This window comes from uncultured Sphingomonas sp., assembly GCF_964244235.1.
GTDB lineage: Bacteria > Pseudomonadota > Alphaproteobacteria > Sphingomonadales > Sphingomonadaceae > Sphingomonas.
Genome location: NZ_CAXTII010000086.1, coordinates 1 through 11,295, shown reverse-complemented (window position 1 = coordinate 11,295; position 11,295 = coordinate 1). Strand labels below are relative to the sequence as shown.

The 11,295-nt window shown below is 64.6% G+C and carries 10 protein-coding genes and 1 pseudogene; 2 read left to right on the top strand and 9 right to left on the bottom strand.

Annotated elements, in window-relative coordinates:
- From ACFE7D_RS12395 to ACFE7D_RS12380, 4 genes are all read right to left on the bottom strand, one after another.
- The coding region (locus tag ACFE7D_RS12395) for an FMN-binding negative transcriptional regulator (protein ID WP_375395728.1) at positions 1 to 537 on the bottom strand (537 nt) is incomplete at its 3' end.
- Positions 537 to 1,799 carry an RluA family pseudouridine synthase gene (locus ACFE7D_RS12390; protein ID WP_375395727.1) on the bottom strand — a complete coding sequence of 421 codons (1,263 nt, stop codon included), beginning with the start codon at positions 1,797 to 1,799 and terminating at the stop codon, positions 537 to 539. The genes ACFE7D_RS12395 and ACFE7D_RS12390, both read right to left, overlap by 1 nt.
- On the bottom strand, positions 1,796 to 2,173 hold the full coding sequence (gene crcB, locus ACFE7D_RS12385; protein ID WP_375395726.1) for a fluoride efflux transporter CrcB: 378 nt from the start codon (positions 2,171 to 2,173) through the stop codon (positions 1,796 to 1,798). The genes ACFE7D_RS12390 and crcB overlap by 4 nt, the downstream gene beginning before the upstream one ends.
- Positions 2,174 to 2,329: 156 nt before the next feature.
- Positions 2,330 to 3,043 carry a hypothetical protein gene (locus ACFE7D_RS12380; RefSeq protein WP_375395725.1) on the bottom strand — a complete coding sequence of 238 codons (714 nt, stop codon included), beginning with the start codon at positions 3,041 to 3,043 and terminating at the stop codon, positions 2,330 to 2,332.
- Positions 3,044 to 3,187: 144 nt separating this feature from the next.
- On the opposite strand from ACFE7D_RS12380, the gene ACFE7D_RS12375 reads away from it, so the two are divergent.
- A complete protein-coding gene (locus ACFE7D_RS12375) occupies positions 3,188 to 3,409 on the top strand; it encodes a hypothetical protein (protein WP_375395724.1) in 222 nt (73 codons plus the stop codon).
- Positions 3,410 to 3,430: 21 nt separating this feature from the next.
- Here ACFE7D_RS12375 and ACFE7D_RS12370 read toward each other — a convergent pair whose 3' ends face one another.
- The 3 genes from ACFE7D_RS12370 to ACFE7D_RS12360 form a co-directional block, all read right to left on the bottom strand.
- Positions 3,431 to 3,856 (bottom strand): OsmC family protein, encoded by a 426-nt coding sequence (locus tag ACFE7D_RS12370; protein ID WP_375395723.1) that lies wholly within the window; start codon positions 3,854 to 3,856, stop codon positions 3,431 to 3,433.
- Positions 3,857 to 5,040: 1,184 nt separating this feature from the next.
- The gene (locus ACFE7D_RS12365; RefSeq protein ID WP_375395722.1) at positions 5,041 to 6,339 is read right to left on the bottom strand and encodes a hypothetical protein; all 1,299 of its coding nucleotides are present in this window, start codon (positions 6,337 to 6,339) and stop codon (positions 5,041 to 5,043) included.
- Between the two features lie 343 nt (positions 6,340 to 6,682).
- Positions 6,683 to 7,282: a CRISPR-associated endonuclease Cas1 gene (locus tag ACFE7D_RS12360; RefSeq protein ID WP_375395721.1), complete on the bottom strand. Its 600-nt coding sequence runs from the start codon at positions 7,280 to 7,282 to the stop codon at positions 6,683 to 6,685.
- Between the two features lie 25 nt (positions 7,283 to 7,307).
- On the opposite strand from ACFE7D_RS12360, the pseudogene ACFE7D_RS12355 reads away from it, so the two are divergent.
- A pseudogene (locus ACFE7D_RS12355) lies at positions 7,308 to 7,961 on the top strand (trimeric intracellular cation channel family protein).
- A 145-nt stretch (positions 7,962 to 8,106) separates the two neighbouring features.
- On the opposite strand, the gene sppA reads toward ACFE7D_RS12355, so the two are convergent.
- Complete coding sequence (sppA, locus tag ACFE7D_RS12350) at positions 8,107 to 9,987, bottom strand: signal peptide peptidase SppA (RefSeq protein ID WP_375395720.1); 1,881 nt, start codon at positions 9,985 to 9,987, stop codon at positions 8,107 to 8,109.
- Positions 9,988 to 10,414: 427 nt separating this feature from the next.
- Positions 10,415 to 11,158, bottom strand: a complete 744-nt coding sequence (locus tag ACFE7D_RS12345) for a hypothetical protein (RefSeq protein WP_375395719.1) — start codon at positions 11,156 to 11,158, stop codon at positions 10,415 to 10,417.
- Positions 11,159 to 11,295: the final 137 nt, after the last annotated feature.

The window sequence follows — 11,295 nt, the reverse complement described above, 5'->3', positions numbered from 1 at the left end:
GTCCAGCCCGGCGATCACGCACGCGCGGTCCGCCGGGGTCTTGTTCTGGCTGCGCTTGTCGGTCGTCCTGGTCGCCGCGACCGTCACCGCGAAACCGCGGATGCCGCCGAGCATCTTGCGGAAGATCGCATCGTCCATCTCGTCCCTCGTCCACGGTCGGTCGTGCGGCTCGTGGTTCGCGGCCAGCGTGTCGAGATGTTCGACCAGATCGTCGTCGCCGACCGGAGCGGCCTGCCCGTCGATCTCGACCGCGACATAGTTCCACGTCGGCACCTGATCGCCGGGCCGTTCGTACCAGTTCGAGCTGATATAGCCGTGCGGCCCGACGACGCTCAACAGCAATGTCGCGCCGTCCAGATGTTTCGCGATCCGGTTCGCGCGCGCGACGTGGAAGCGCAGGCGATCGCCGTGGCGCGTGACCGGCGCATGGACGACCATCGGTCCCTCTGGCGTGCCCGCGAAGACATGCGCGAAGCCGATCGCCGCGGCTTGGGCGAGCGGGTCCGCGTCGCTGCGAAAGGCGCGGGCCGGGTGCATCAGCGCTTCGCCCCGCCGCTCCCGCCCGCCGGTGGTCGCGCGCGGGGGCTGCCGTCGCGGGTGCGGCCCGGGCGGCCGCCGTCGCCCAGCTTGCCGCGGCCGGTGCCCGTAGCGGGTTTCGCCTTCGCCGCCGAAGGTCGGGCGCGCTTCGGGGCGGCGGGCGCAGCGGCGCGCGGTTCCTCGCCCGCACCGCGCCGGCGCCGTTCGCCCCGGTTTTCCTTGCGGACGCCCTTGGCATGCGCCTTTGCGCGCTGCTTTTCCTCCGCCTTGGTCGGCGCGACCTTCTCGTCCATCGGCATCATGTTGCCGAGCATCTCGTCGAAGCCCAGCTGCTTCAGGCTTTCCGAAAAATGCGTCGGCAGTTCGGCTGCCACGTCGATCTCGCCGCCATCGGGGTGATCGACGCGGATCCGCCTGGCGTGCAGATGCATCTTGCGGCTGATCCCCCCGGTCAGGAACGCCGCCGCGCCGCCATATTTGCCGTCGCCGACGATCGGGTGGCCGATCGCCGCCATGTGGACGCGCAACTGGTGCGTGCGGCCGGTGAAGGGTTGCAGCTCGACCCAGGCCGTACGATTGCCCGCGCGTTCGATCACGCGGTAGCGGGTGCGCGCGGGGCTACCCTCGCCCTCGTCGACCATCATCTTCTCGCCGCCGGTGCCCGGCTGCTTGCCGATCGGCAGCTCGATCATGCCGTCCTCGATCGAGGGGACGTCGACGATCAGCGCCCAATAGACCTTGCGCGCGGTCCGGCCCGAAAACGCCTTGGCGAAGAATGCCGCCGCCCGCGCCGTCCGCGCGATCAGCAGTGCGCCCGACGTATCCTTGTCGAGCCGGTGGACGAGCTTCGGCCGGCCCTCGTTATCGTAGCGAAGGCCGTCGAGCAGTCCGTCGACATGCGCGGTCGTCTTCGTGCCGCCCTGCGTCGCGAGTCCGGGCGGCTTGTTGAGGACGAAGGCCTGCGCGTCCTGGTGGATCACCATCTCGCGCGCCATCGCGACTTCGTCGTCGGACAGCGGCGCACGCTCGCGCTCCGGCGTCGCGGCGGGGCGGATCGGTTCGGGCGGCGGCACGCGCAGTGTCTGCCCCGCCTCCAGCCGGTCGCCCGGCGCGGCGCGGCTGCCGTCGATGCGCAACTGCCCGGTGCGCGCCCACATCGCGACCGTGGTGAAGCTGGTGTCGGGCAGATGCCGCTTGAACCAGCGATCGAGCCGGATGCCGTCATCGTCGTAACCGACGGAAAAGGTGCGGACCTCGCTCAAGCGACGGCCCTGATGATCGACAGTCCGGCGAACAGCGCCAGCACCGCGCCGATCACCGACGCCAGCGCATAGGCCAGCGCGGTCGCGATCGCCCCGCGCTCCGCCAGCGTCACGATATCGAGCGAGAAGGCGGAGAAGGTGGTAAAGCCACCAATCACACCGACGCCGAGCAGCAACCGCCATTGCTCCGATCCGCCGCTGCGCGCGAGCACGCCCGCCAGCACCCCCATCGCGAACCCGCCGACGAGGTTGACCGTCAGCGTCCCGCTCCACGGATAGGCAGGACCAAGCAGCGCCAGCGCGGCGCGGCCGGTCAGATACCGCGCGGCCGTGCCGATCGCGCCGCCGATCATGACGAGGAGGAGGGGTTGCATGGTGCTTGCCCTACGGCTTGCGGGCAATATCAGCAATGGCGGGGGTGCCCCAGGTTACTCCTCCCCGGCGAAGGCTGGCGCGGTTTGCGATCGATCGGAAAAAGGACGGACAGCGCGATTGCGTTAGGGACCTGCCGGGGAACGGTCGGTCACAGATCAACCGTTCGCGATCAAATCCACATCCGTCCCGCCATCCGAACGCCGCGACAGATACAGGATATAGGTCGTCCCGCCCCGCGTTCCGCCGAGCACGTCCTGCTTCTCGTCCGCCCGGTGCTCCGCGGTGAACCCCGCGGCGCGCGCCTGCGTGAAATACCAGTTCATGACGCGCGCGGGGGCGGCGGCGCTCGCGAAGCTGACGATGCGCAGCGAACAGCCCTTGGCGTCGGTACCCGCGGCTTCCTCGACGCGGGCATCGGGGTAGAGACCGAGCCCTTGCGGCAGGCGGTTCGACCAGCCGGCGGAATAGGCGATCAGCGGCGCGCACTGTGCCAGCGGCCGGCTCGGCTGCCGCGCGGCGAGCGCGCCGAGCGTCAGCGCGCCCTTCGATACCTTGCATTCGGGGCAGTCCCCCGACGCGGCGGGCGCGGTTTTCAGCTTTGCGGGATCGACCGGATCGGCGCGTGCCACGGTCGGCGGCACGGCCATCGGATCGGGGCGGCTCGGCGGGCGGATGACGTTGGCGTTTGACGTCTGCGCCAGGGCGGGATCGACCATGATCTGGTCGTGCAGTGCCGCAGTCAGCGCCGGATCATGCGCGGGCGACGCGGCGTTGGCGTCGGTCAGCTCGCGGTCGAGGCTGTCCAGCGTTCGGGGCGCGTCGGGCGTCTTGCCGCACGCGATGAGCGCGAGGGGCAGGAGGATCGGCAACAATAGCGGGCGACGCGGCATCGCGGACCTTTTCGGATGGCACGCGTGGCGCGCGCCGATCCTTCATGGTCGGGCGGTGGTTAAATTGGCGTTTCGCGCGGGACCGGCTTGCCGCGCCGGCAAAGTCGCGCCATCCTGTCTGCAATGCTCAACATCGTCTCGATCCTGATCGGCCTCGTCACGCTCGTGCTTGGCCTCGTCGCCTTCGTGCCGTTGCTCGGCTGGATGAACTGGCTGGTCATCCCGATCGGGATCGTCGGTGCCGCAGTCGGAGCGTTGTCGTCGCACAATGGCGGGCGCAACCTGAACCTCGTGCTTATCGTGATATTCGCGTTCCGCCTGATTTTGGGCGGCGGCATCCTCTGACACCGCCGCCTTGCGGTCCGATCAGTCGAGCGCGTGCGTCAGCGTGATTTCGGCGTTCAACACCTTCGACACGGGGCAGTTCGCCTTCGCGTCCGCTGCGATCGTCGCGAATTCGGCGGCGGCGATCCCATCGACCTTGCCGGTCAGCGTCAGGTCGGACCTTGTGATGGCGAAGCCGTCGCCGTCCCTGTCGAGCGTCACCTTCGCGGTCGTCGCCAGCGTGCCGGTCGAATAGCCCGCATTCGCCAGCGCGAAGCTCAGCGCCATCGTGAAGCAGCCGGCATGTGCGGCGGCGATCAATTCCTCCGGATTGGTGCCGGGCGCATCCTCGAACCGCGTATTGAAACCGTAAGGGCTGTCGCTCAGCACGCCCGACTGGGTCGAGACACGACCCTTGCCGTCTCTGCCCAGGCCCTCGTATCTGGCCGATCCACTACGTGTCGTCATCGCTGCTCTCCTTGGATGTGATGACGTAACGGCCGGATACGACGAAACGCTCCACGATATCCACGTTATCCACAGAGCGGACAGTGCACTTGGCGCTTTGTGCGACTCGGGCGGCGTGACAGCATTGGCTCGACAGGGAGACGGCGGAACGACCGGAAACGGGAGAAACGCCGGATCGCTGCACCGATGGTCGAGGACGATCCGCGCAAGCGGACCGGGCGCGATGGTCGGGTCGGAGATGTCACTCCCTCGTCCCCGGCGCGATCGTGCAAACGGTCCGCGACAGGGCGAAGGCGGCATCGACCGGAAGGCGAGGCGGAAGGCGGCTCCAGGCCGACGAAAGCCGAGCCGGCCGCCGCGGTCGGACGAAGGATGCGCGAAAGCGTGATCGCCGTCCGGCCCGGTGACCGAAGGGCGAGATGCAGGGTCGTTCGCGGCCCGGCACGACGCTCGCCGCCGAAACCGGTGGCGGACGGGGATTGGTTTCGGCCGGTTTCCCGGATGCGACAAGGTGCGGCGACAAAGGGTCGGCAGCGATGCCGGCCCTTTTTTTGTTTTCGGTTTTTGGGTTGGGGTTGGGTCGGGCCGGTAAGGCCGGACGCCGGATATGTTCACCCCCCCCGGCGAAGGCCGGGACCCGGTTGCCATCCGATCATCGGAGAGCGAAGCGCGCCGTAACGGCGACCGTGGCATCTGGGCCCCGGCCTTCCGCCGGGGGGGTATAGTGATAGCGGGTGGGATTGCATTCGTGACCACAACCGGCAAACGTGGTTAGATTAAAATTGCCGCCTTTGCGGTTAGCGGTCTCTGCGTATGCGCCCAGGTTTAGGCTGGAACCAAAAATAAACGTCCCGCTTTCGCAATTGCGAACGACCTCAAAAACTAGTGAGGACGCTTACGAGACACATGTTGCCGCGCGTAAGTGTCATAGAACCTAACGCTCTTGCGCTAACACCTGCTACTCCTCGTCCGCCCGCAGGCCGCCGCCAGAAGCATCCTTGCTGTCCTCAATCAACGCCCAGGCGGTGCCTGCGAAATACAAATCGTCAAATTGCAGCATGTCGATCATGTCGCTGATCTCGTAAGAGTCCTGCAGCGACAATTCGCCGATCCCGTATCACATTCAGGCGATGACCGGTGAGTACTGCCACTGGCGGGAAATAGACCGTCGGTCGTCTATTTCTTTAGGAAAACGGGGCTTTGGTAGTGAAACGCCGCGACTCTACAGCAAGTGCGAAAAGTATCCCGCTGCTAGCAAGCGCCCACACGAAAATGCGGTCAATAAACCAGGCATGTTCCGCAGTGTGCTGCCGAAAAAGGACAATCCATAGTAAGAGTACTACGTTGGACGCGACCAGTGCAACTGCACGTTGCCGCACTGCATCGTTTTCGTCCTTGCGAAGGATTTGATAGCTCCAAATCCCCGAGACTAGGGCAAGTCCCAGCATCCCGATAACAAGCCAAATCATCCCAGCCGCCAGCGATCCCAGCCCTGAGCAGACGCGCATTACGAAGCTTCCCAATCCTGAGGACGCGTCGTTGTTGACAGAGTTGCCTATGCCGGTGCGATATAACAGTTGATCGAATGACGCGGTTAACGGGGTGGTGCCGAAAACCATCAGCAACAATAAAATTCTGCCGATCATGCACGTCACGACACCAATGCCAAAACTGATTGCTGCGTCGAGGGTGGTTTTCAACGCCTTGCCGCCGGGTGCTAGTGCAAGCGGCAAAGTTCCTATCACGACGGCTAACCCGAGCGGCAGCCCCCCTGTGAGAAATTCAAATTCGATTGTCAAAGCTCCGAACGACGCCGCAGCAACCATTGCGAACCTACGCGATATCGGCCGTTCAGATGAAGCGCGGCTGACGATTAGTAGAAAGCATACAATCAATAGGTCGGCCGGAGCGTGGCCGAGCGACTGCCCGAACGATTCTAATCCAAAAAAACGCGCAAAAACAAAAAAGACGATCAACCAGACTACACCCATAACGTCGCGCCGACGTCGAGCAATGTCCAATAGCGCCAATCCGATACCAGCCACTAGGATCGACGAAATCAGCAATTTGTAGAGGTCTCGCAACCCCGCAACACCCAAACCCGGAACAAGCATTCGAGCCAACGTGGTCTGAGCATGAAAATAGCGATGATAGAAATCCGGCGGTTGACCGGGACCTGAGGTGACCAATTCCTTGAGGTCGGCGCAGATCCCCTGCTTGTCAGGAACGGGACGTAGCGGACTGATTGCGCGTTCCATGCGCGATGCACGATCGTCGATCGTCTGAAAAAGGATCAAGCAATCGTTATATTGATGCTCGCCAATGTTGACGTTGCCGAACAATGCGCCGCCGTCGGTGCGCAAATCTCGGGACCCGTAGGCGGTTCGCACTTGGCTCATCAAGAGAGTGCGATCAACTCCTAGGCTCGCCCACGCAAGCGCGCAAAAACCGATAAAGATCGCGAGAGCGGTCGGTACCGACAACAGCGCGACACTTCCTATCCTCCTAATCGTGGCGGCTGATCCTGTAAGCACCCGATTCATCCGGCCCCCAAAATCGTCTGTGGCATGAGCGTCAGTGGAACGGCCCGCTACATCGCGCAGCGCTGATCTGCAATGTGACCGACTCTGTGCGCCGTAGCCATCGATGCCCCATCTGACGCGCTAGCACATCGTGGTCCGCTCGCCTCACCGAGCAAGGGAGCGGCAGTTTCGGCGCGCTTCGGCTCGTCTCAAAAGACTAGCATGGGGGCGAAAATGGACCGGCTGACATAGCAAAAGATTACTTACGAGTATCGCCTTTGAGCCGGGCGGGCACGCGGCCTAACTAGTTACTTATCGCGTCTTTGCCAGATGCTGAGACCGCCGTCGCTACCATCCTGGCAAGCTGGGGTGAAAGGCGGTATACACCGTCCGCTCGCAGAGTGAAGTCGGCGGCTGCAAAGCGCCGTTCGCTGACGAGCTGCAAAATCAGATCGTCGACGATGGGGCGTTGTGGCTCGATCAGGTCGAGTATGAGAGCGGGCTTGCCACGGCGTCCATTGTGTATGATCCCAAAGGTCGGGTCGTATCCGTCCGCAACGGCTCGGATTTGCAACTGCGCCAGTTTCACCGCGTAGGCGTAATTCAGCATCGCATTGATCGGATGGGATGCATTGCGATTTTCCGGCTTTTCGCCGTTCGCAAGTGAAGTCCGTCCCGGATAGCAGTGCCATCCTTCGGGAACCGGGCGGCGCTGTCCCGGTCCAATGCATTGGGAAACCCTGCCAGGCGCGAAAATAGTGTCTGCGGCAAAGGCTAATCGCGCTGAATCGTCCGATCGCGTGTGATGCTGCCATCTGACCTTATCACGATCAGCGGCATAACCGGTGCCGCTCGTGACGGTCGCGAAGCAACGACACTTCGCGGCAACGCCGTTCCCATGCATGCCCGCATCCCCTAACCCTCGTCCGATGCTCCCGCACCTCGCCCCCTCGATCCTCCCAAGGGTCGCGCTGCTCCCCGCGTTCGCGCCGTAGTTCGATCTCGCCGGGCTCGCGGTGTTCGCCGCGTCGGGGGCGCTCGCGGCGGCCAGGCGGGGGCAGACGATGGTGACGCTCGCGTTCTTCGCGCTCGTCACCGGGGTCGGCGGCGGGACGGTGCGCGACCTGCTGATCGGCGCGCCGGTGTTCTGGGTGCACGATACGCGCGCGGCGAGCGTCGTGCTCGGCATGGCCATCGTCATCTGGGTGACCCCCGAACGCTGGTGGCGCGGTGCCGCGCTCGACTGGTTCGACGCGGTCGGGCTCGCGGCCTATGCGGTCTACGGCGCGGCGAAGGCGATCGGCTACGGCGTCCCGCCGGTCCCGGCCGCGGTCATGGGGGTGGTGACCGCCTGCATCGGCGGGGTCATCCGCGACGTGCTCGCGCACGAGCCGTCGATCCTGATGCGCCCCGAACTCTATGTGACCGCGGCGGCGCTGTCGTCGGCGAGCTATGTGGTTTTGATCGAGACGGGGGCATCGCCCGCACCGGCCGCGGTCGCCGCCGCCGGCGCGGGCTTCACGCTGCGCGCCGCGGCGATGCGGTGGCGACTGGCACTGCCGGCGTATCGCGGGCGGCGGTAGAAGCTGTGTTCGCACGAAGACACGAAGGCAGGAAGTTCCGTGCAATTACGACACTTGCCTTCTCAGCGGTGAATAAGCGATTGCGCGCTGCCGCGGCCCCGAGCGCACCGCCCTTGCGTTGTCGTCCGAACGAACCTTCCTCGAACTACCCCCCGAACCCGACCCGCGCCAACACCAGATCGAGCAGCTTCGCATCCGCGCGGTCGGTGGACGTCGGGCCCATTCCGCCGCATTCCAGGCACCGCGCCTGGATCGATCCCGCCATTGCCAGCCGCTGCAAATCGCCGAGCGCGCGCGCGAAAAGCTGACGGCGGTCGGTGGCGATGCGGGCGAACACGTCGTGCGGCACGATCGCATCGTCGTCCTGGTCGGCGAAGCCCCGCGCGATCGTCGCGAACCAGCCGGGCTGCTTCTCCAGATAGTCCGCATGCACCTTCGCCGGATCGAGTTTCGCGCGCCGTGCGGCATCGTCGATCGCGTCCTTCAGCGTGCCGAACCGGTCGACCAGCCCCAGTTGATGCGCGGTGCCGCCGTCCCAGACGCGGCCCTGGCCGATCTCGTCCACCCGCGCCGGTGTCAGATGACGCGCGGCGGCGACCCGGCCGACGAACTGGCGATAGCCATTCTCGATCCCCGCCTGGATGATGGTGTCGAGCATCGGCGTCGTGCCCGCGAACACGTCGGGCTGCCCGGACAGCGGCGTGGTCCGCACCCCGTCCGACGTCACGCCGATCTTCGCCAGCGTCTTCTCGAAGGTGGGAATGATCCCGAAGATGCCGATCGATCCGGTGATCGTCGACGGCTCGGCATAGATCGCGTCGCCCGTGGTCGACACCCAATAGCCGCCCGACGCGGCCAGCCCGCCCATCGACACGACGACTGGCAGACCCTTTTTCTTGGCCTCCAGGATCGCGAGTCGGATCTTCTCCGATGCCAGCACCGATCCGCCCGGCGAATCGACCCGGATGACCAGCGCCTTCAGATCGTCCTTCGCCAGCCCCTTGAACAACGCCGCCTCGATCGTGTCGCCCGCCGCCGCGCCCGGGCCTGCGCTGCCGTCGATGATATCGCCCGCCACCGTCAGCACGCCGATCGCGTCGCCGCCCGTCGGCAGCGGATTGGCATCGAGCCAGGCCAGATATCTGATCGTCGCGAAGCTGCCCGCGGTCTTCTTCTTCGGGTCGGCCCCGACCAGCGCCGCGACGCGTGCACCGAAGGCGGTGCGGTCGCCGAGCTTGTCGACGATGCCCGCCGCCAGATTGGCCTTCGCGATATCGCCGTTCGTCGCGAGGATCGCCTTGTCGGGGGCGGCGATGAAGGGTGCCACCTGCGCCTTCGGCCGTGCCTTCGCCACCGCGTCGCGCCAGTCGGCGAACAGCGTGCCGTAAAGCGCCTGGCTCGCCTCCTTCGCCTCCGGGCTTTCGTCGGCGCGGGTATAGGGTTCGACGAACGACTTGAACTTGCCGACGCGGTAGACGTGGACGTCGATGCCGAGCTTGTCGATCAGGCCCTTGTAATAGGGCGTCGTCCCGCCCGGCCCCAGAAACAGCGTGCCGCCGAGCGGGTTCATCCAGACCTCGGACGCCGCCGCCGCCAGCCGGTAGCCGCCATCGGTATAGGCGGTGGCATAGGTCAGCACCGGTTTGCCGCTGGCCCGCACCCGGCCCATCGCGGCGGCGACCTCGCTCAGCGCGGCGGGATAGCCGCCGCCGAAGCTGTCGAGATCGAGCACGACCGCCTTCACATGCGCATCGTCCTTCGCCCCGTCGATCGCGCGGACGACGTCGCGCAGCCGGAATTGCTGTTTGGCACCGCCTCCCGACAATGCGGCGAAGGTCGTCGGCTCGGCGGCCTGCTCCACGATCGCGCCGTCGAGATCGAGGAGGAGCGCGCCGTCATGGACCGCGTGGTTCGGCCGGGCGTTCAACGCGGCGAAGATCGCGCCGAAGAAGATCAGCATCGCGATGAGGACGAGCCCGTCCTTGATCGCGACCAGCAGCCTCCATGCGCCCCGTACCAGCCTCACTCCACCGCTCCTTGCTTGGTCTTGTGAGGCATAGCGCTAGAGCAAGGTTGCGGGCGCGTAAATCCCCGGACCTTTGACCGACGTATCGGAAATGATCCGCTTCCCGATCTACGGATCGGTCGGCTCCGAAGCGCAAATTGATTGGCCACCATCCGTGTCATAACGTATATTTTTGCTACGATTTTGGTCAGTCGATAGCAATCGCAACGCCGTTCATGGAGGGTCTATTGGGATAGGAGCTAAAGCCAAATATCTTTTCCGTATAAAAAATGACACAGTACACAGACAGTTGCATATAACGCTAATATACCCGACATTATTCTTACCGCTAAAAATAGCTTAGAATGAATACCCCTATAGTTCAGCTTTCTTACCGAAATGTACGTTAGAACCCGTGGGCGTAGCTCGAAAGTGCCCGCGAAAAATATCATGAGTATGAAAAAGATAATATCGTAAGACTGCTGAGACGAATCCATGGTATATAATCGCCCGCAGGCGCTTCATTGGCCGACATCACATAAGCGGCGAGATGTTCGAGCCCGGTAACAATTTGGCCCAGCAGCAGACGCAGAGCCTTTTCCTCAAGACCGCCTCCAGACGCTGGCGTGGCCTCAAGCCCGTCGGCCGCAGGCGCATCAATTGGCGCCGCAGCAGCGCGATCTAGGATCGCAGTAAGGTTGCCGCGTGCAAAATCGCGAACATGCCGCCCGATCTCGCGCGCTTCCTCCATGCCGGAACGTGGCAGGGCCAATGGCCCGGCTGCCTCATTGGCATCGGCATATTGTTCGGCCGCGAGGAAGAGCAGTGCGGCCGCCAGCCCGGCATCGACGCCATCGCGATCGACCGGGGGCGGAACCGTCTCGCTGGCGACGCCCATACGCCGCGCGATGATCTGCTGGGCGGTGCCAGCGACAAATGCCGCTGCCCTCCGCTCCTCCGGGTCCTCGTTTAGAGAGGCGACGATCTCATAGACATCGGCAATGCGATCCACCGGCCAGGGATCATTGGGCAAGCCCACGGATGTGTCCGCACCGCGCAGGCGACGGGACACGAGCGCGGCGTAATGACGGGTAGCCTGCTTCCAATGCCAGAGTCCGCGCTGCAGCCGCACAAAGTTGGCGATCGCCGCGCCATCAAGGATAAAGGCCTGAGGGTCTTGGTTCGTCGTCATGCCTGATCTTATGCCCGACGGCGCGTGCGAAACTGAGCGCGAAACGCCCGCCAATCCGCACACGCCTTCTGGGCGGACCGTTGCCCTAGGCTGTGGTGACGATTTAATTATTTGAGCCATAGCATGATGCTGGCGAG

Coding starts and splice junctions, on each gene's coding strand:
- ACFE7D_RS12360 (WP_375395721.1), bottom strand. CDS start 7,282: ATGCATGGGAACGGCGTTGCCGCGAAGTGTCGTTGCTTCGCGACCGTC.
- crcB (WP_375395726.1), bottom strand. CDS start 2,173: ATGCAACCCCTCCTCCTCGTCATGATCGGCGGCGCGATCGGCACGGCC.
- ACFE7D_RS12345 (WP_375395719.1), bottom strand. CDS start 11,158: ATGACGACGAACCAAGACCCTCAGGCCTTTATCCTTGATGGCGCGGCG.
- ACFE7D_RS12370 (WP_375395723.1), bottom strand. CDS start 3,856: ATGACGACACGTAGTGGATCGGCCAGATACGAGGGCCTGGGCAGAGAC.
- ACFE7D_RS12375 (WP_375395724.1), top strand. CDS start 3,188: ATGCTCAACATCGTCTCGATCCTGATCGGCCTCGTCACGCTCGTGCTT.